Genomic DNA, 17,063 nt, shown 5'->3' with positions numbered 1-17,063 from the left:
GCGAGGCGCTGCCGCCTGTCGGCAGCGACCAGCACGGAACGCCGGTTACCGCGAGCGCCCGATCCTGATGGACCGGGCGCTCGCTTCGTTTCCGCTTAAACTGCGCCTTTAGCGCATCCGGCGCGGCCTTAATCGCGCCCTTTAAGTTCGTCCCCGCGAATCGTCGCGACGTGCAACACATTGGTCGATCCCGGCGTCCCGAACGGCACGCCCGCCAGCACGATGATCTTCTGCCCCTTGGCGGTCATATGGTGGCGCAGGCTCATGCGCCGGGCCTTGCCGATCATTTCCTCGAACGTGCCGATATCCTTGGTCCGCACCGCATGGACGCCCCAGGTGAGGCCGAGCTTGCGCGCCGTGTCCTGACGGGGAGTCAATGCGAGGATGGGCGCGGAAGGCCGCTCGCGGGCGAGCCGGCGCACGGTGCTGCCCGACGAGGTGAAGCAGGCGATCGCGCTCGCGCCCACCACGGGCACGATCCCCGCCGCCGCTTCGGCCAGCGCGTCGGCGGTGGTCGAATCGGGCTGCGTTTCGGTGAAATGGAGCCGTGCGAAATAGCCCGGATCGCGCTCCACGCTGTGCGCGATACTGTCCATCATCGTGACCGCCTCGACCGGCCACGCCCCCGCCGCCGTTTCGGCCGACAGCATGATGGCATCGGCCCCGTCATAGACCGCCGTTGCAACGTCCGACACTTCCGCGCGGGTCGGCGTCGGCGCGGTGATCATCGATTCGAGCATCTGCGTCGCCACCACCACCGGACGGCCCATGCGCCGCGCGGTCGCGACGATCTGCTTCTGGAGCGGCGGCACGGCCTGCGGCGGCAATTCGACGCCCAGATCGCCGCGCGCGACCATGACGCCATCGGCCACCTCCAATATCTCCTCCAGCCGCTGCACCGCCGAGGGCTTCTCGATCTTCGCCATCAGCGCGCCATAGCCGCCCATCAGCTTGCGCGCTTCGGCCAGATCCTCGGGCCGCTGGACGAAGCTCAATGCGATCCAGTCCAGCCCCTGTTGCATCGCGAAGCTCAGGTCCCGCCGGTCCTTGTCGGTCAGCGCGGGCACCGGCACGACCACATCGGGCACGTTCACCCCCTTGCGATCGGACAGCATGCCCCCGACCTCGACGATGGTCTCGATCCGCTCGCCATCGACCGCCTTGACGCGCAGCACCAGCTTGCCATCGTCGAGCAGCAGCCGGGTCTCGGGCACCAGCGCCGCATAGATTTCGGGATGGGGCAGGTTCACGCGGTGCGCATCGCCCGGCGTCAGGTCGCGGTCCAGCACGAAGGCCGCGCCCGTCTGCAACATGACCGGCCCTGCCGCGAACGTGCCGACGCGCAGCTTGGGGCCTTGCAGATCGCCCAATATTGTCGTCGGCCGGCCGAATTCTTTTTCGAGCGCCCGGATCGTCGCGATCCGCGCGGCATGATCTTCCTGTGCGCCATGGCTCATATTGATGCGGAAGGCGTCCGCCCCCGCGACGAACAGGGCGCGGATCATCTCGGGCGAATCGCTGGAAGGCCCCAGGGTTACAAGGATTCGCACCTTGCGCGAACGGGGCTGCAATTTCGTCATGGGCAATGGCTCCTGATCGTCATGTCGCCACTGGCTTGCCAGGGCGCGGTTTTCATTTATCCGTGCTGCACGACAGGATGATGGTGGGAGGATAGTGGCGGTGGCCGACAGCATAATCAAGGACAGCGTGGCCGCAACCGCCTTCCGCAGGCTCGTGGCGCATCTTCAGCACCGCACCGACGTGCAGAATATCGACCTGATGGGGTCGGCCGGCTTCTGCCGCAACTGCCTCGCGGACTGGATCGCGGAAGCCGACGGCGGCCTGACCAAGGATGAGGCGCGGGCAATCATCCACGGCATGCCGTTCGGCGAGTGGAAGGACCGTCATCAAAGCGAGGCGACCCCGGAACAGATCGCGCGGATGAAAGAGAGTGTGGCGAAGAACGCCGACAACCACTAGGACGCGCTCCAGCCGATTCACATTCCACTGGAGATAAGACCCATGAGCGAAGGCAATGTCGCCGCCGACCAGCTACGCCTCTTGATCGAGCGCATCGAACGGCTTGAGGAGGAAAAGAAGGGCATCGGCGACGATATCAAGGATGTGTATCTGGAAGCCAAGGCGACCGGCTATGATCCCAAGATCATCCGCCAGATCGTGCGCCTCCGCAAGATGCCGCCGCATGACCGACAGGAGATGGAGGCGATCCTCCAGACCTATCTCGCTGCGCTGGGCATGGAATAAACCCTTTATCGAAGGAGACTAACGATGTCCGAGATGATCGTCAGCACCACCAGCAGGCTGGAGGGCCGCCCGGCCAAGGAATATCTCGGCATCGTCACCGGCGAGGTGATCGTGGGCGCCAATCTGTTCCGGGATTTGTTCGCCAGCGTGCGGGACATCGTCGGTGGCCGGTCGGGCGCTTACGAGGATGTGCTGCAACGCGCGCGTGAGCAGGCGATCGGGGAAATGCGGATGCGCGCCGCGACGCTGGGGGCGAACGCGGTGGTCGGCGTAGACCTGGACTATGAAGTTTTGGGGTCGAACGGGTCGATGCTTATGGTCTCCGCATCGGGCACCGCGATCATCATCTGAGATTGCCGGATTGGCATGCGCTCGCTAGAGAGCGCGCTTCGGTTTCACAGATACTATCGGGAGAAAGGCCGTGGCCGGCCATTCCAAATTCAAGAATATCATGCATCGCAAGGGCGCGCAGGACAAGAAGCGCTCTTCGATGTTCTCCAAGCTCAGCCGCGAAATCACCGTGGCGGCGAAGATGGGCATGCCCGACCCGGACATGAACCCGCGCCTGCGCCTCGCCGTCAACGCCGCCAAGGCGCAGTCGATGCCCAAGGACAATATCCAGCGCGCGATCGACAAGGCCAGTGCGGCGGGCGGCGAAAATTATGAAGAGGTGCGCTACGAGGGCTATGGCCCGGCCGGCACCGCGATCATCGTCGAGGCGCTGACCGACAACCGCAACCGCACCGCCACCAATATCCGCACCGCCTTTTCCAAAAATGGCGGCAATCTGGGCGCTTCGGGCGCGGTGAGCCATGGCTTCGACCGCGTCGGCCTCATCACCTATCCCGCCAGTGCCGGGGACGCCGATGCGATCTTCGAGGCGGCGCTCGAAGCGGGGGCGGAGGACGTGTCGTCCAATGAGGACGAGCATGAAATCTGGACCGCGATGGATACGCTGCACGAAGTCGCCAAGGCGCTCGAAGCCAGGCTCGGTCCGGCCGATGGCGCCAAGCTCGCCTGGAAGCCACAGACCACGACCGAAGTCGACGAAGCCAACGCCGCGACCCTGCTCAAGCTGGTCGACACGCTGGAAGATGATGACGACGTCCAGACGGTCTGGGGCAATTATGAAGTGTCCGACGCGGTGCTGGAGAAGCTCGGATAATCCTGCTCGGCCTTGATCCGGGTCTCGGCACCACCGGCTGGGGCCTGATCGCCGTCAATGGCAACCGGCTGACCCATGTCGGCAATGGCCAGATCAAGACCGACAGCGCGCTGCCGCTCGCGACCCGTCTGCTAGCGCTCGATCTGGCGCTCACGGACCTGATCCTCGAACACCGACCCGATGGTGCGGCTGTCGAGGAGGTATTCGTCAACGTCAATCCGCAATCGACGCTGAAACTGGGACAGGCGCGTGGCGTCATTCTGCTGGGCGCGGCGCGATCGGGGATGGAGGTCGGCGAATATGCCGCCCGCCTCGTGAAAAAATCGGTCGTCGGCGTCGGCAACGCATCGAAGGATCAGGTGCACGCCATGGTTTCGCGGCTGCTGCCCGGCGTAAAAATAGCCGGGCCGGACGCGGCGGATGCGTTGGCGGTCGCCATCACCCACGCCCACCATCTCGCCAGCGCCCGGCGGATACCGACGAAATAGCTTCGCCCCCGACCGCTACCAACGGCCGGGGAAACAAAGCCTGCTTATTCCGGCGCCTTCGCCACACTGACCATCGCGGGCCGCAGCAGGCGATCCTTGATCATGTACCCCGCCTGCATTTCGACTAATATAGTGCCGGGCTCCGCATCGGCCGAGGGCACTTCCATCATCGCCTGATGCTTGTTCGGATCGAGCGGCTGGCCGACCGATTCGATTTTCTGAATGCCATTGCGGCCGAACACGCTGTCCAGTTCGCGGCCGGTTGCTTCAAGGCCGACGACCAGCCCCTTGAACTTGTCGTCCTCCCGCAAGTCGGCGGGAATCGCCGCGAGCGCGCGGGACAGATTGTCGGCGATCGACAGCATATCGCGCGCAAAGCTAGTCGCGGCATAGGCTCTGGCGTCGGCCAGTTCCTTCTCCAGCCGCCGGCGCACATTCTGCGTATCGGCATGGGCATAGAGAATGTCCTGCTTCGCCGTTGCAAGCTCGGCCTCCAGAGCGGCGATCCGCTCCGCACCGGCGTCCCCTGCGGGCACGCCATTTTCTGGCAATTCATCCACGATTTCGGTGTTTTCGATATTCAACTTGTCTTCGCTCATCTCATCAATCTCGATAACGTCTGCGCGGTGAAATCCACCATGGGGATGACCCGGGCATAGTTCAAGCGGGTCGGGCCGATCACGCCGACCACGCCGACCACCTGCCCGTCACCGCCACGGTAAGGCGCGGCTATGACCGAAGAACCGGAGAGGGAAAAGAGCTTGTTTTCCGATCCGATGAAGATTTTGGTCGCGCTGCCCGCCAGCGCGCTTTCCAGCAGGCGGGCGATTTCCTGCTTGCCCTCCAGCTGCTCCAGCAACTGCCGCACCCGTTCGAGGTCGGCGACGGTGCCGTCGTCTATCAGATTGGCCTGTCCCCGCACGATCAGCACGGCCCGGTCGTCGGCGTCGCGCGACCATATCGCGATGCCGCGCTCCACCAGTTCGCGCGCCGCGCCCTGCAGGGCGCTCTGCTCCGCCTCAAGTTCGCGCCGCAAGACCTCGCCCGCCTGCCCCAGCGTCAGCCCGGCAAAGCGTGCCGACATGAAATTGGCGGCTTCGGTCAGCATCGACATCGTCACGCCCTGCGGCAGCTCGATCACCCGATTCTCGACCGAGCCATCCTGACCGACCAGTACCGCAAGCGCCTGCGCCGCATTCAGCGGAACGAAGCCGAACTGCCGCAGCAAAGGCTCGCGTTTGGGCACCATGACGATGCCGGCGCAGGCGGACAGGCCGGACAGCGCCACCGTCGCCGCCGACAGCGCCTCCTCGATCGGTCCCCCGCCCTCGCCTACGGTGCTTATGCCCGCCTCGATCGCGCGGCGCTCCTCGATCGACGGTTGCGCCGCCTGCATCATCCCGTCGACGAACAGGCGCAGCCCCGTTTCGGTCGGCATGCGCCCCGCCGACGTGTGCGGCGCGGCGAGCAGGCCAAGCTCTTCCAAGTCCTGCATCACATTGCGGATCGAGGCCGGCGACAGGCTGAGCGCCGCGATCTTGCTGATCGTGCGCGATCCCACCGGCTGCCCGGTTCCCAGATAATTTTCCACCACCAGCCGAAAAACGTCGCGCGCGCGATCGTTGAGTTCGGAAATGGGCGTCGTCGACATCATGGGACGGATGTAGGCGGCTTCGCCCCCATGCTCAACGTCTGGCGCGCCCGGCGATCAGGATCATCGCGACGCCCAGCGCGGCCAGCAGTGCGCCGCGCCATATCCAGGGCCGCTGATCGATCATGAAGCTCGATTCCGGCCAGTGAACGACGCCGGTCCCCTGCCCCACCCACAGCAGGCCCATCAGAATCAGGAGGAGGCCGACCGCCTTCATGGTGAACCGCATCCGTCGCTCTCCTCTTATGTCAGCCGGCGGTCTTGGATTTCAGCATCGCCTCTATGCCGAGCTTGGCCGGAAGCGACTGGATGGTCGAGCGCAATCTGGCGTGGCGCGCATCCATGCACCCCGATTGATAGTCGAGGCGCGCGGGCTTTTGCGCACCCCGGCTCCACTCGATCGAATAGCCGGGCATGTCGGTGGCGAAGCGCTGGCAATCCGCCTGCCCCTGCGCGATCGTCTTCGTGACGCCGGCGGCGGGGCGATAGGGCGCAAGCGCCGCGCGCAGCCGCTGATATTGTACGCGGGTGATGGTGAAGCGCGTCGGCCCCGGCACGGCGGTGAAGCGCTCTGGCTCCAGCAGACCCGACCCGTCGGGCGTCACGCGCAGCGTATAGGCCGGGCACGCGCCGAAACAACGCCCCGCCGTAAAGCGAATCACGTCACCGGCCGCGCGCGGCGCTTCCAGCTCGGTCGACTCGGTCGCGCATCCCGCCAGCAGCATGGCGAGGCCAAGGCTCATCATTGCTTGTATCTTCATATCGCTTCCTTAGCGCAACTTTTCGCCGCTGGCACTGGCATGACGTCGCAGCGGGCGCTAAGCCCCACCGCTTGACCGTTTCGGAGTAACAAATTTATGCGTCCTTCAGGCCGCGCGCCCGACCAGATGCGCGACATCACCATGGAGCCCGGCTTCACCATCCATGCCGAAGGGAGCTGCCTCGTCAGTTTCGGCGACACCCGCGTGCTGTGCACCGCCTCGGTCGAGGAAAAGGTGCCGCCCTTCCTGCGCGGCAAGGGCTCGGGCTGGGTTACGGCGGAATATGGCATGCTGCCCCGCGCCACCCACACCCGTGGCAGCCGCGAAGCGGCCAAGGGCAAACAGTCGGGCCGGACGCAGGAAATTCAGCGGCTGATCGGCCGCAGCCTGCGCACAGTCGTCGACATGAAGAAGCTCGGCGAGCGCCAGATCGTCGTCGATTGCGACGTGATCCAGGCCGATGGCGGCACGCGCACGGCGGCGATTTCGGGCAGCTGGGTGGCGTTGCGCATCGCGATCGACAAGCTGCTGGCGTCCGGCGCGCTCAAGGAAGATCCGATTATCCAGAAGGTCGCCGCGATCAGCTGCGGCATCTATGAAGGCACGCCGGTGCTCGACCTCGATTATGCCGAGGACAGCAATGCGGAGACCGACGCCAACCTGATCCTGACCGGCGACGGCAAATTCGCCGAAGTGCAGGCGACGGCGGAGGGCGCAGCCTATGACGAGGAAGAGCTGCTTCGCCTGCTGCGCCTTGCCCGCATCGGCTGCGCGAAGATTTTCGCGGCACAGGATCGCGCGACGGGGCGTTGATCCCCCGTCCTTGAATTAGGGCAGTGCTCCTGCGAAAGCAGGAGCCCAGGGTAGACGTGGGCGACCTCGCACACTGGGCTCCTGCTTTCGCGGGAGCACATCGGGCAGAGCTGGAATATATATGTCAGACGATTTCGGACAGGAACAGGCGATCCGCAAACTCGCCCCCGGCAAGCTGGTGATCGCCAGCCATAATCCGGGCAAGGTGCGCGAAATCGCCGCGCTGCTTGGCCCATATGGGATCGAGCCGATTTCCGCCGCGAGCCTCGACCTGCCCGAACCGGACGAAACCGGCACGACCTTCATCGCCAATGCGGAACTGAAAGCGTTGCAAGCTGCCGATCTGTCCGGCCTGCCCGCGCTCGCCGACGATAGCGGCCTCGCCGTCGAGGCGCTGAGGGGCGACCCCGGCCTGTTTTCCGCTCGCTGGGCCGGCCCCACGAAAGATTTCGGCCTCGCCATGCAATTGGTGCATGACCGGATGGAAGAAAAAGGACCGGACGCCGGCCATGACGCGCATTTCGTCTGCGCCCTCGCGCTCGCATGGCCGGACGGGCATGTCGAAGCGTTCGAGGGACGGGTCGACGGCATCATCACCTGGCCACCGCGCGGAACCCAGGGTTTTGGCTATGACCCGATTTTCCAGCCGATCGGCCATGATATCAGCTTCGGTGAGATGGACCCCGACCAAAAGCACGCCATGAGCCACCGCGCCGATGCCTTCGCAAAGCTTGTCGCTGCGGTCTTTTAGTCGGTCAGGACGGGGCACGGCGCGGGCCACCTCACGCGCTAGGCGTAAGCGCGCCATTGGTGTAGGAGCGCCGCGCCCATGTCGCTCACCTCCACCACCCGCTTGTCGGCGCGTCCCACGGCCGATGCCGAACCCATCGCGCTTTATGTGCACTGGCCCTTCTGCGTCTCCAAATGCCCCTATTGCGATTTCAACAGCCATGTCCGCGCCGAAATCGATATGGATGGCTGGCGCGATGCGCTGCTGGCCGATCTGGCGCATGAAGCGACCTTGACCGGCGGACGGCCGCTCGCTTCGATCTTTTTCGGCGGGGGCACGCCGTCACTGATGCCGCCCGCCATTGTCGCCGCGCTGATCGAAGCGGCTTCGCGCCATTGGCGTCCCGTCCCCGACATGGAAATCACGCTGGAAGCCAATCCGAGTTCGGTCGAGGCGGCGCGTTTCGCCGATCTCGCCGCTGCCGGCGTCAACCGCGTGTCGCTGGGACTTCAGGCGCTCGATGACGGCGCGCTCCATTTCCTGGGACGGGCGCATGACGTACGCGAGGGGCTGGCCGCGCTCGATATCGCGCAATCCGTATTCGCGCGCGTGAATTTCGACCTCATCTATGCGCGGCCCGGCCAAAGCGAGGCCGATTGGGAAGCGGAGCTGGCGCAGGGCCTTTCGTTCGGCACCGGCCATCTTTCGCTGTATCAACTGACGATCGAACCGGGCACCCGCTTCGCCACGCTCGTGGCTCAAGGCAAATTCACCCCCGCCGATCCCGATCGTGGCGCGACGCTATACGAACTGACGCAGGCGATGACCGGTGCCGCCGGCATCCCGGCCTATGAGATCAGCAACCACGCCCGGCCGGGCGAGCAGAGCCGCCACAACCTGACCTACTGGCGCTATGGCGACTATGCTGGGGTCGGTCCGGGCGCCCATGGCCGGCGCGGCGGCGTGGCCACGCTTCGCCATAAGAAGCCGGAAAACTGGATCGGCGCGGTCGTCCGCAATGGCCATGGCCTCCAGAGCGAGGACGCTTTGCCGAACGAGGACCGCGCGCGCGAAGCGCTGCTGATGGGGTTGCGGCTGGCGGAAGGTGTGGACCTGTCGCGGATCGCCAATCTGTCCGATATGCCGGTCGACGCGCTGGTCGATGCCGCTTCAGTCGAGCAACTCGCCACGCTCGGCCTTCTGCACCGACAGGATCGGCATCTGACGATTTCGCCGGCGGGCATGCTGCTGCTCGACGCCATTCTGCCGAAAGTCGTGGCGGTATAGTGCGACGAGGCACAGCGGTTAATAGACCAAAATGTCGGCATATCTTACAACCGCGCCTCGGAGGCGGCGGGCGTTAACCGTGCAATCCACGTAAATCGGGCAATTTGTATAATTGGCACGTCGATTGCGTACTATTCGATATTCCCGATCGTTCGACTATAGGGGGATGCAGCTCGTCTCCACCGCTGCATTCCCCGCCCGGGACCTCTCCCATCCAATGTCACCAGCGCATGAAAAAAGCGGCCCGGAGACACCGGACCGCTTTCAGTCATATCATGCGTGACGGCTCAGCTGGCGGCAACCACGCCCTGATCGGTCATCAGCTGGCGCAATTCACCCGCTTCATACATTTCCATCATGATATCGCTGCCGCCGACGAACTCGCCCTTCACATAGAGCTGGGGAATGGTCGGCCAGTCGGAATAGGCCTTGATGCCCTGACGGACGGCCTGATCCTGCAACACGTCGACCGTGTCATAGGCCACGCCCAGATGCTCCAGGATCGCGATGGCGCGGCTGGAAAACCCGCATTGCGGAAAAAGCGGCGTGCCCTTCATGAAGAGCACCACGTCATGGCCGTTGACGATTTCGGCGATCCGCTGCTGCTCGGCGTCGGTCATGGTCTGTAATCCTCGAACAGGCGCCATCCCGGCGCGAAAATATTGCAGGTGATTAGTTGGGCACGGCCGTGGTCAGTTGCAAGGCATGAAGCACGCCGCCCATGCGCCCGCCGAGCGCCGCGTAGACGGCGCGTTGCTGGGAGACCCGGCTCTGCCCGCGAAAGCTTTCGGCCACCACGCGCGCGGCATAATGATCGCCATCGCCCGCCAGATCGGTGATCTCGACCTCCGCGTCGGGAATGGCGGCGCGGATCATGTCGGCGATATCGTCTGCGGTCATCGGCATGATCGAATGCTCCTGCTATTGCGCTTCGATGAACATGCGGCGGGCGACCACGGCCTGCTCGTCCAGCGCCGCGCGGACGCCCGCTTCGTCGATGTCCACGCCCGCCGATGTCATGTCGCCCACCAGTTTGCGGATGACATCCTCATCGCCCGCTTCCTCGAAATCGGCCTGCACGACGGCCTTGGCATAGGCATCGGTTTCCGCCGGGGTCAGCCCCATCTTCGCTGCCGCCCATTCGCCCAACAGGCGGTTGCGGCGCGCCTGGATTCGAAACTGCATTTCCTGGTCGTGCGCGAACATATTCTCGAAAGCGCGCTCGCGGTCGTCAAATGTCGTCATGCGTCAAACCCTGTTGAAAGCCATGTCTGAGAATAAGAGAATCGGTGCGCTTACGCAACGGCGGGAACGAGCCATGGCTGCTCCCTGCCCGCCCGATTTTCATAAACTTCGATATCGTCCGCCTGATCGAGAGTCAGGCCTATCTCGTCCAGCCCGCCCAGCAGGCAATGTTTGCGAAACGCGTCGATCTCGAACGTAAAGCGATCCTGAAATTGCGTCGTCACCATCTGCTGCTCCAGATCGACATGCAGCGGATCGCTTTTCGCGACCTCCATCAACCGGTCGACGGCTTCCTGCGGCAGTTCGACGGTCAATATCCCGTTCTTGAACGCATTGCCGGAGAAAATGTCTGAAAAGCTCGGCGCGATCACCACCTTGATGCCCAGATCGGCGAGCGCCCAGGCGGCATGTTCGCGGCTGGAGCCGCAGCCGAAATTATCGCCCGCGATCAAAATCGGGCTGCCGGCATAGGCAGGATCGTCGAAGACGTTGCCCGGCTCCTTGCGCAAAACCTCGAATGCGCCCTTGCCCAGACCCGAGCGCGAGATCGTCTTGAGCCAGTGCGACGGGATGACGATGTCGGTGTCGACATTCTTCATCCCGAACGGATAGGCCGTTCCGTCGATGGTGGTCAGCTTGTCCATCAGTGAGTCCGCTTCGTCTCCGGGCCCGCCATGCCGGCGCGCGCCGTGTCGGCCGCCCGGCCCAGACCCGCCGCCATCGCCGCACTCGCCAGCGCGCCCAACGCCAGCACCCAGAATATCTTCTTCATGCGACCAGTCCCTTTTCCCGGTTCATCAGTTCACGCACATCGGTTAGCCGCCCGGTCAGGGCCGCCGCAGCCGCCATCGCCGGCGACACCAGATGGGTGCGCGATCCGGGGCCTTGCCGCCCCATGAAATTTCGGTTGCTGGTCGACGCGCAGCGCTCGCCCGCCGGCACCTTGTCCGGGTTCATGCCAAGACACGCCGAACAACCCGGCTCGCGCCATTCGAAACCCGCATCGGTAAATATCCGGTCCAGCCCCTCGGCCTCGGCCTGCCGCTTGACCAGACCCGATCCCGGCACGACCATAGCCTGCTTGATGCCCGCCGCGATATGGTGGCCCCGCACGATGGTGGCGGCGGCACGCAAATCCTCGATCCGGCTGTTGGTGCAACTGCCGATGAAGATATGTTCGACGGTGACGTCCTGCATCCGCTGCCCGGCGGACAAGCCCATATAATCGAGCGACTTCGCGGCAGCGGCGCGCTTGGAGGCATCCGCGAAACTGTCGGGATCGGGCACGATGCCGGTCACCGGCACGACATCCTCGGGGCTGGTGCCCCAGGTGACGTTGGGCACGATATCGGCGGCGTCGATGAACACGCTCTTGTCGAACGCCGCGCCCTCGTCGGTCTTGAGCGTCCGCCAATAGGCGACTGCCGCGTCCCATTCAGCCCCTTTAGGTGCCATCGGCCGGCCATCGAGATACGCGAATGTCGTCTCATCGGGCGCGAACAAGCCGGAGCGCGCGCCCGCCTCGATCGACATGTTGGCGACGGTGAGCCGCCCCTCGATCGACATCGCCTCAAAGGTCGAGCCGCGATATTCCATGACATAGCCGGTGCCGCCCGCCGTGCCGATCAGGCCGCAGATCGCCAGCGCGACATCCTTGGCCGTAACGCCAAAGCCAAGCTCGCCCTCGACCCGCACTTCCATCGTTTTCGATTGTTTCAGCAGCAGCGTCTGCGTCGCCAGCACATGTTCGACCTCGCTGGTGCCGATGCCGAACGCCAGCGCGCCCAGCGCGCCGTGCGAACTGGTGTGACTGTCGCCGCACACAAGCGTCGTGCCCGGCAGGGTAAAGCCCTGTTCCGGCCCGACGACATGGACGATCCCCTGTTCGGGGTCAGCATCGCCGATCAGGCGCACGCCGAACTCAGGCGCGTTACGCTCCAGCGCGGCAAGCTGCTGCGCGCTTTCCCTGTCAGCGATGGGGATGCGCTGGCCCGCGCTGTCGCGGCGCGGCGTCGTCGGCAGATTATGGTCCGGCACCGCCAGCGTCAGATCCGGGCGGCGCACCTTGCGCCCCGCGAGCCTGAGCCCCTCGAACGCCTGCGGGCTCGTCACTTCATGCACGAGATGGCGGTCGATATAGATGAGGCAGGTGCCGTCGGGACGGCGTTCGACGACGTGCGCGTCCCAGATTTTTTCATACAGAGTGCGGGGCTGGGTCATAGTTCCTTCCCCCTAGACCCAGTCCGCCCGGCGCGAAAGGGGCAATGGCTCCAAATTTTGCCACTCGGCCGGATCAAACGGCGCGATGATCCTCCACGATCCGCCCTGCCGCGCCGACATCCGCCTCGTGGCTTTCTTCACGCCAGGTTTCGGCGAGCGCGGCACCCTCCCATTCAAGCATTGCAGGCAGCGCCAGCATGTGATCGACCCAGCCCCGCGCCGCCGGCCCGACATCCAGGCCGTAGGTCCGCACGCGAAAGGCGACCGGCGCGAAAAAGGCGTCGACGGCGGTGAAGGCGCTGCCGGCAAGAAAGGGTCCGCCAAAGCGCGCCAGCCCCTCGCCCCATAACTCGGAAAGGCGGGCGATATCGCGGCCGAGCGCGGCCGAGGGCAGATGCGTTTCCACCCGCACCCCGACATTCATCGGGCAATCGTTGCGCAGGGTCGCAAAGCCGCTGTGCATTTCCGCCGCCGCGCACTGGGCGAAAGCGCGGGCTGCCGGGTCCTGCGGCCAGACGCCTTCGCGCCGATCGGCCAGATAAAGGACGATCCCCATGGAATCCCATATGGTCCGCTCGCCATCGATCAGGGCAGGCACCTGCCCCGTAGGTGAAAAGGCGCGGAAGGCGGCATAATTCGTTGCCTGCGCGAACGGCTCCATGCGGTCGATGAAAGGAATGCCGAGTTGCTTCATCAGCACCCAGGGGCGCAGCGACCAGCTGGAGTAATTGCGGTTCGCGGTGACGAGCGTGTAGGCCATGACGATTCCCCTGTCCGGCGGTCAGACTAATCGCGCCGGATGTTCTGCAAAAGCGGGAAACCTCCATCCTCTCACAAGTTGGCCTTATGCCGGGAATCGAAAAGCCCGCCGCATCGAAATCGAGCGGCGGGCTTCCCAACAACGGATCGGACGAATTAGCGCAGGCGTCCGAGCCGGTGATAGAGGTTGGCGTATTTCACCGATTCCGGCTGGTCTTTAACCTTCTGAAGATAGTCGCCGACCGCCGTGCGGATCAGGCTGAAATCCTCGGTCGAAAAGACTGCGCGACTGCGAGTGGGTTCGGTCATGATGTCGTCCTTTCCCTATACGGTCTTTAAGCGGCGAACTGGTTCATCGTATTGTGAGCGCCGCCGGCCTTGAGCGCGGCTTCCTTGGCGAAATATTCCTTATGATCGTCGCCAATGTCGCTGCCGGACATGTTCTGATGCTTGACGCAGGCGATACCCTGGCGGATTTCCTTGCGCTGCACGCCTTCGACATAGCCCAGCATGCCGGCGTCGCCGAAATATTCCTTGGCGAGATTGTCGGTGCTGAGCGCCGCCGTATGATAGGTCGGCAGGGTGATGAGGTGATGGAAGATGCCCGCCCGCGCAGCGGCGTCGCGCTGGAAGGTGCGGATCTTTTCATCGGCCTCGGCGCCCAGATCGGTCGCGTCATAGTCCGCGCTCATCAGCTTCGCCCGGTCATAAGCGCTGACATCCTTGCCGGCTTCGACCCAGGCGTCGAACACCTGCTGACGGAAGTTCAGCGTCCAGTTGAAGCTCGGCGAATTGTTGTAGACGAGCTTGGCGTTGGGCACGACTTCGCGGATGCGGTCGACCATCGACGCGATCTGTTCGATATGCGGCTTTTCGGTCTCGATCCACAGCAGGTCCGCGCCGTTCTGAAGCGAGGTGATGCAGTCGAGGACGCAACGGTCCGCGCCGGTTTCCGGGCGAAACTGGAACAGGTTGCTCGGCAGGCGCTTGGGACGCAACAGCTTGCCCTCGCGGCTGATGACGACATCGCCATTGCCGATCTGGGTAAGGTCGATCTCGTCGCAGTCGAGGAAGCTGTTATACTGGTCGCCAATGTCGCCCGCTTCCTTGGAATAGGCGATCTGCTTGGTGAGGCCCGCGCCCAGCGAGTCGGTGCGGCTGACGATGATGCCATCGTCGACGCCCATTTCGAGGAACGCGTAGCGGCAGGCGCGGATCTTCGCGAGGAAATCCTCATGCGGCACGGTGACCTTGCCGTCCTGGTGGCCGCACTGTTTTTCGTCGGACACCTGGTTTTCGATCTGGAGCGCGCAGGCGCCCGCCTCGATCATCTTCTTGGCGAGCAGATAGGTGGCTTCGGCATTACCGAACCCGGCGTCGATATCGGCGATGATCGGGACGACATGCGTTTCATAATTGTCGATTGCGTGGGTCAGCCGCGCGATTTCCATCTCGTTGCCGGTCTCGCGGGCATGGTCGAGATCGCGGAACATCATACCCAGTTCGCGGGCGTCGGCCTGCTTGAGGAAAGTGTAGAGTTCCTCGATCAGCGCGGGAACGCTGGTCTTTTCGTGCATCGACTGGTCGGGCAGCGGACCGAAATCGCTGCGCAGCGCCGCAACCATCCAGCCCGACAGGTACAAATATTTGCCCTTGGTCGTGCCGAAATGCTTCTTGATGCTGATCAGCTTCTGCTGACCGATAAAGCCGTGCCAGCAGCCGAGCGACTGGGTGTAATCGGCGGGATTCGCGTCATAGGCCGCCATGTCGCGGCGCATGATGCCGGCGGTATAGCGGGCGATGTCGAGGCCGGTGTGGAATCGGTTCTGCAGGCGCATACGCGCGACCGCTTCGGCCTCGATCCCGCCCCAGCTGGCCTGGCCACCGATCAGGTTGCCGGCTTTCGCGATTTCATTCTGGTAGGTCATTGGACGGGTCCTTGGCAGTCGATTGGATGTCCCTGCCTAACCCAAACTTTTGCGACGCAGCAAATGGTTGGCCGTTCAGTTGTCGATCTTTACAAATTTCTGCTGTAAAGTTGTAAAGCCTAGACAGGAGTCGCGACTATGGCCAAGGATCGCCCGGTTTATATGGGGCCGCGCTTGCGGCGGCTGCGGCGCGAGCTTGGCCTCACCCAATCGGACATGGCGGCAGATCTTGAAATCTCCGCCTCCTATGTCGCCCTGCTCGAGCGCAACCAGCGGCCGCTGACCGCCGACATGCTGCTGCGGCTGGCGCGCACCTACAAACTCGACATGGCGGAGGTCGCGGGCGATGGCGGCGCGGAACAGACCGCCCGGTTACAAGCGGTGCTCAGGGACCCGATGTTCGCGGACATCGACCTGCCGACGCTCGCCACCGGCGACGTTGCGGTCAACTACCCCGGCATCACCGAAGCCTTGCTGCGGCTCTACACCAGCTATCATGAGGAACATCTGGCACTCGCCGACAAAGGCGTGGGGCGAGAGGCCGAGGCGCAGGATGCCGCCGACCCCGTGGCCGAATCGCGCCGCTTCCTCGCCGCCCGACGCAACAGCTTTCCGTCGCTGGACGACGAGGCGGAAAAACTGGCGGCGGAAGCGGACCAGATGGGCGGCCTGACCGAATGGCTCAAGGCGCGCCATAATCTGCGCGTCCGCCGCCTGCCCACCGATGTCATGGGCGGATCGATGCGGCGGCTCGACCGGCATCGCGACGCGGTGCTGCTGGACGACACGCTCGACAGCGCCAGCGCGCAATTCCAGCTCGCGCTCCAGATCGCCTATCTCGACATGCGCAGGGGCGTCGATGCCATCCTGAAGGACGGGCAGTTCAGCGAGAGCGGCCGTCGCCTCGCCCGCCGCGCGCTCGCCAGCTACGCCGCCGCCGCCATCCTGATGCCCTACACCGCGTTCGCCAAAGCGGTGGAGGTGCGCCATTATGATGTCGAAGCGTTAGCCCGCCAGTTCGGCACCAGTTTCGAACAAACCGCCCATCGACTCACCACCCTGCAAAAGCCGGGGCAGGAGCGCGTGCCGTTCTTCTTCCTGCGGGTCGATCCGGCCGGCAATGTCAGCAAAAGGCTCGACGGCGCGGGCTTCCCCTTCGCGCGGCATGGCGGCTCCTGCCCGCTCTGGTCGGTGCATCGCGTGTTCGAAACCCCGCGCGAGGTCGTGACCCAATGGCTCGAACTGCCCGATGGCGAGCGTTTCTTCTCGATTGCGCGCACGGTGACGGCGGGCGGCGGCGGCTGGGGCGCGCCCAGGGTCCAACGCGCCGTGGCGCTGTGCTGTGCGGCGGACCAAGCCCATCGACTGATCTACGCGCAGGACGCCGCGCCGTCGACACCCACGCCAATCGGCGTCACCTGCCGCCTGTGCCATCGCAGCGCATGCCTAGCCCGCTCCGCCCCGCCGATCGGCCGCGAAATGCTGCCCGACGACAATCGCCGCACCCGCGCGCCGTTCGGCTTTACCGACAGTTAGTTTTCAAGCAGATCGATATAGGCGACAACATCGTTATCCGTGGCGAGGAACAGCCCGTCCTGCACATCCTCGGGCTGCTGCGCGGCGATCCGCATCGCCTCGTCCAGCGATCCGTAAAAAATCGTTTCCGCTCCGCCGCCGCCATCGGCGTCGCTCAGATGATAGAGGCGGACGGTCGCGTCATTATAGGTGGTGCGCATCGCGCGACTATCGGA

General features: G+C 64.3%; 24 protein-coding genes. 9 read left to right on the top strand and 15 right to left on the bottom strand.

Features of this window, described 5'->3' with window-relative positions; genetic code table 11:
• Positions 1-128: 128 nt before the first annotated feature.
• Positions 129-1,580 carry a pyruvate kinase gene (pyk, locus tag WG907_RS10040; protein ID WP_340232639.1) on the bottom strand — a complete coding sequence of 484 codons (1,452 nt, stop codon included), beginning with the start codon at positions 1,578-1,580 and terminating at the stop codon, positions 129-131.
• Positions 1,581-1,680: 100 nt separating this feature from the next.
• Here pyk and WG907_RS10035 point away from each other — a divergent pair, with 100 nt between their 5' ends.
• The 5 genes from WG907_RS10035 to ruvC all read left to right on the top strand — a co-directional run bounded on the left by WG907_RS10035 (position 1,681) and on the right by ruvC (position 3,918).
• On the top strand, positions 1,681-1,980 hold the full coding sequence (locus WG907_RS10035) for a DUF1244 domain-containing protein (RefSeq protein WP_340232638.1): 300 nt from the start codon (positions 1,681-1,683) through the stop codon (positions 1,978-1,980).
• Positions 1,981-2,022: 42 nt separating this feature from the next.
• Positions 2,023-2,265 (top strand): DUF2312 domain-containing protein, encoded by a 243-nt coding sequence (locus WG907_RS10030; RefSeq protein ID WP_340232637.1) that lies wholly within the window; start codon positions 2,023-2,025, stop codon positions 2,263-2,265.
• A gap of 24 nt (positions 2,266-2,289) precedes the next feature.
• Positions 2,290-2,616 carry a heavy metal-binding domain-containing protein gene (locus tag WG907_RS10025; protein ID WP_340232636.1) on the top strand — a complete coding sequence of 109 codons (327 nt, stop codon included), beginning with the start codon at positions 2,290-2,292 and terminating at the stop codon, positions 2,614-2,616.
• A 70-nt stretch (positions 2,617-2,686) separates the two neighbouring features.
• The gene (locus WG907_RS10020) at positions 2,687-3,430 is read left to right on the top strand and encodes a YebC/PmpR family DNA-binding transcriptional regulator (protein ID WP_340232635.1); all 744 of its coding nucleotides are present in this window, start codon (positions 2,687-2,689) and stop codon (positions 3,428-3,430) included.
• Positions 3,427-3,918, top strand: coding sequence for a crossover junction endodeoxyribonuclease RuvC (ruvC, locus tag WG907_RS10015; protein WP_340233027.1), 492 nt, complete (start codon positions 3,427-3,429; stop codon positions 3,916-3,918). Before WG907_RS10020 ends, ruvC begins: the two co-directional genes overlap by 4 nt.
• 44 nt (positions 3,919-3,962) lie before the next feature.
• Here the strand turns inward: ruvC and grpE are convergent, their stop codons facing one another.
• Genes grpE through WG907_RS09995 form a run of 4 tightly spaced genes read right to left on the bottom strand, consistent with a single transcriptional unit; the run spans position 3,963 to position 6,330 of the window.
• The gene (grpE, locus tag WG907_RS10010; RefSeq protein WP_340232634.1) at positions 3,963-4,517 is read right to left on the bottom strand and encodes a nucleotide exchange factor GrpE; all 555 of its coding nucleotides are present in this window, start codon (positions 4,515-4,517) and stop codon (positions 3,963-3,965) included.
• Entirely contained in the window at positions 4,514-5,569 is a 1,056-nt protein-coding gene (gene hrcA / locus WG907_RS10005) for a heat-inducible transcriptional repressor HrcA (RefSeq protein ID WP_340232633.1), read from the bottom strand. The genes grpE and hrcA overlap by 4 nt, the downstream gene beginning before the upstream one ends.
• A gap of 34 nt (positions 5,570-5,603) precedes the next feature.
• Entirely contained in the window at positions 5,604-5,798 is a 195-nt protein-coding gene (locus tag WG907_RS10000; RefSeq protein ID WP_340232632.1) for a hypothetical protein, read from the bottom strand.
• Between the two features lie 19 nt (positions 5,799-5,817).
• Positions 5,818-6,330: a DUF6438 domain-containing protein gene (locus tag WG907_RS09995; protein WP_340232631.1), complete on the bottom strand. Its 513-nt coding sequence runs from the start codon at positions 6,328-6,330 to the stop codon at positions 5,818-5,820.
• 96 nt (positions 6,331-6,426) lie between these two features.
• Between WG907_RS09995 and rph the strand changes: the two genes are divergently transcribed.
• From rph to hemW, 3 genes are all read left to right on the top strand, one after another.
• Positions 6,427-7,143 (top strand): ribonuclease PH, encoded by a 717-nt coding sequence (gene rph / locus WG907_RS09990; RefSeq protein WP_340232630.1) that lies wholly within the window; start codon positions 6,427-6,429, stop codon positions 7,141-7,143.
• Positions 7,144-7,264: 121 nt separating this feature from the next.
• Positions 7,265-7,894, top strand: a complete 630-nt coding sequence (rdgB, locus tag WG907_RS09985) for an RdgB/HAM1 family non-canonical purine NTP pyrophosphatase (protein WP_340232629.1) — start codon at positions 7,265-7,267, stop codon at positions 7,892-7,894.
• Between the two features lie 78 nt (positions 7,895-7,972).
• Positions 7,973-9,160, top strand: a complete 1,188-nt coding sequence (gene hemW / locus WG907_RS09980) for a radical SAM family heme chaperone HemW (protein WP_340232628.1) — start codon at positions 7,973-7,975, stop codon at positions 9,158-9,160.
• Positions 9,161-9,447: 287 nt separating this feature from the next.
• Here the strand turns inward: hemW and grxD are convergent, their stop codons facing one another.
• The 9 genes from grxD to WG907_RS09935 all read right to left on the bottom strand — a co-directional run bounded on the left by grxD (position 9,448) and on the right by WG907_RS09935 (position 15,312).
• Positions 9,448-9,780, bottom strand: a complete 333-nt coding sequence (grxD, locus tag WG907_RS09975) for a Grx4 family monothiol glutaredoxin (RefSeq protein WP_340232627.1) — start codon at positions 9,778-9,780, stop codon at positions 9,448-9,450.
• Between the two features lie 52 nt (positions 9,781-9,832).
• Positions 9,833-10,066, bottom strand: a complete 234-nt coding sequence (locus WG907_RS09970; protein WP_340232626.1) for a BolA/IbaG family iron-sulfur metabolism protein — start codon at positions 10,064-10,066, stop codon at positions 9,833-9,835.
• Between the two features lie 15 nt (positions 10,067-10,081).
• The gene (locus WG907_RS09965; protein WP_340232625.1) at positions 10,082-10,405 is read right to left on the bottom strand and encodes a DUF1476 domain-containing protein; all 324 of its coding nucleotides are present in this window, start codon (positions 10,403-10,405) and stop codon (positions 10,082-10,084) included.
• Positions 10,406-10,455: 50 nt separating this feature from the next.
• Positions 10,456-11,049, bottom strand: coding sequence for a 3-isopropylmalate dehydratase small subunit (leuD, locus tag WG907_RS09960; protein ID WP_340232624.1), 594 nt, complete (start codon positions 11,047-11,049; stop codon positions 10,456-10,458).
• Entirely contained in the window at positions 11,049-11,177 is a 129-nt protein-coding gene (locus WG907_RS09955) for a hypothetical protein (protein WP_340232623.1), read from the bottom strand. Before WG907_RS09955 ends, leuD begins: the two co-directional genes overlap by 1 nt.
• Positions 11,174-12,625 (bottom strand): 3-isopropylmalate dehydratase large subunit, encoded by a 1,452-nt coding sequence (gene leuC, locus WG907_RS09950; protein WP_340232622.1) that lies wholly within the window; start codon positions 12,623-12,625, stop codon positions 11,174-11,176. Before leuC ends, WG907_RS09955 begins: the two co-directional genes overlap by 4 nt.
• A 73-nt stretch (positions 12,626-12,698) precedes the next feature.
• Positions 12,699-13,385 (bottom strand): glutathione S-transferase family protein, encoded by a 687-nt coding sequence (locus tag WG907_RS09945; RefSeq protein WP_340232621.1) that lies wholly within the window; start codon positions 13,383-13,385, stop codon positions 12,699-12,701.
• A 155-nt stretch (positions 13,386-13,540) separates the two neighbouring features.
• Complete coding sequence (locus WG907_RS09940) at positions 13,541-13,693, bottom strand: hypothetical protein (RefSeq protein WP_340232620.1); 153 nt, start codon at positions 13,691-13,693, stop codon at positions 13,541-13,543.
• A gap of 26 nt (positions 13,694-13,719) precedes the next feature.
• On the bottom strand, positions 13,720-15,312 hold the full coding sequence (locus WG907_RS09935; protein WP_340232619.1) for an isocitrate lyase: 1,593 nt from the start codon (positions 15,310-15,312) through the stop codon (positions 13,720-13,722).
• Between the two features lie 138 nt (positions 15,313-15,450).
• Between WG907_RS09935 and WG907_RS09930 the strand changes: the two genes are divergently transcribed.
• A complete protein-coding gene (locus tag WG907_RS09930) occupies positions 15,451-16,848 on the top strand; it encodes a helix-turn-helix domain-containing protein (RefSeq protein WP_340232618.1) in 1,398 nt (465 codons plus the stop codon).
• Here the strand turns inward: WG907_RS09930 and WG907_RS09925 are convergent.
• A complete protein-coding gene (locus WG907_RS09925; protein WP_340233025.1) occupies positions 16,845-17,048 on the bottom strand; it encodes a hypothetical protein in 204 nt (67 codons plus the stop codon). The two genes, WG907_RS09930 and WG907_RS09925, sit on opposite strands and share 4 nt — an antisense overlap.
• Positions 17,049-17,063 lie beyond the last annotated feature (15 nt).

Origin of the sequence: Sphingobium fluminis (genome assembly GCF_037723805.1) — a bacterium.
Taxonomy (GTDB): Bacteria; Pseudomonadota; Alphaproteobacteria; order Sphingomonadales; family Sphingomonadaceae; genus Sphingobium.
The sequence above is the reverse complement of the archived record's forward strand: the minus strand, read 5'-3'. Positions and strand labels throughout refer to the sequence as shown.

What these genes read in the sequence shown, in the direction of transcription:
- WG907_RS09930 (WP_340232618.1), top strand. Translation starts at nt 15,451, where the DNA reads ATGGCCAAGGATCGCCCGGTTTATATGGGGCCGCGCTTGCGGCGGCTG.
- grpE (WP_340232634.1), bottom strand. Translation starts at nt 4,517, where the DNA reads ATGAGCGAAGACAAGTTGAATATCGAAAACACCGAAATCGTGGATGAA.
- leuD (WP_340232624.1), bottom strand. Translation starts at nt 11,049, where the DNA reads ATGGACAAGCTGACCACCATCGACGGAACGGCCTATCCGTTCGGGATG.
- pyk (WP_340232639.1), bottom strand. Translation starts at nt 1,580, where the DNA reads ATGACGAAATTGCAGCCCCGTTCGCGCAAGGTGCGAATCCTTGTAACC.
- grxD (WP_340232627.1), bottom strand. Translation starts at nt 9,780, where the DNA reads ATGACCGACGCCGAGCAGCAGCGGATCGCCGAAATCGTCAACGGCCAT.
- WG907_RS09945 (WP_340232621.1), bottom strand. Translation starts at nt 13,385, where the DNA reads ATGGCCTACACGCTCGTCACCGCGAACCGCAATTACTCCAGCTGGTCG.
- WG907_RS09940 (WP_340232620.1), bottom strand. Translation starts at nt 13,693, where the DNA reads ATGACCGAACCCACTCGCAGTCGCGCAGTCTTTTCGACCGAGGATTTC.
- WG907_RS10000 (WP_340232632.1), bottom strand. Translation starts at nt 5,798, where the DNA reads ATGCGGTTCACCATGAAGGCGGTCGGCCTCCTCCTGATTCTGATGGGC.
- WG907_RS09925 (WP_340233025.1), bottom strand. Translation starts at nt 17,048, where the DNA reads ATGCGCACCACCTATAATGACGCGACCGTCCGCCTCTATCATCTGAGC.
- leuC (WP_340232622.1), bottom strand. Translation starts at nt 12,625, where the DNA reads ATGACCCAGCCCCGCACTCTGTATGAAAAAATCTGGGACGCGCACGTC.
- WG907_RS09965 (WP_340232625.1), bottom strand. Translation starts at nt 10,405, where the DNA reads ATGACGACATTTGACGACCGCGAGCGCGCTTTCGAGAATATGTTCGCG.
- WG907_RS10030 (WP_340232637.1), top strand. Translation starts at nt 2,023, where the DNA reads ATGAGCGAAGGCAATGTCGCCGCCGACCAGCTACGCCTCTTGATCGAG.
- WG907_RS09995 (WP_340232631.1), bottom strand. Translation starts at nt 6,330, where the DNA reads ATGAAGATACAAGCAATGATGAGCCTTGGCCTCGCCATGCTGCTGGCG.
- WG907_RS10025 (WP_340232636.1), top strand. Translation starts at nt 2,290, where the DNA reads ATGTCCGAGATGATCGTCAGCACCACCAGCAGGCTGGAGGGCCGCCCG.
- hrcA (WP_340232633.1), bottom strand. Translation starts at nt 5,569, where the DNA reads ATGTCGACGACGCCCATTTCCGAACTCAACGATCGCGCGCGCGACGTT.
- rph (WP_340232630.1), top strand. Translation starts at nt 6,427, where the DNA reads ATGCGTCCTTCAGGCCGCGCGCCCGACCAGATGCGCGACATCACCATG.
- WG907_RS09955 (WP_340232623.1), bottom strand. Translation starts at nt 11,177, where the DNA reads ATGAAGAAGATATTCTGGGTGCTGGCGTTGGGCGCGCTGGCGAGTGCG.
- hemW (WP_340232628.1), top strand. Translation starts at nt 7,973, where the DNA reads ATGTCGCTCACCTCCACCACCCGCTTGTCGGCGCGTCCCACGGCCGAT.
- WG907_RS09970 (WP_340232626.1), bottom strand. Translation starts at nt 10,066, where the DNA reads ATGCCGATGACCGCAGACGATATCGCCGACATGATCCGCGCCGCCATT.
- rdgB (WP_340232629.1), top strand. Translation starts at nt 7,265, where the DNA reads ATGTCAGACGATTTCGGACAGGAACAGGCGATCCGCAAACTCGCCCCC.
- WG907_RS09935 (WP_340232619.1), bottom strand. Translation starts at nt 15,312, where the DNA reads ATGACCTACCAGAATGAAATCGCGAAAGCCGGCAACCTGATCGGTGGC.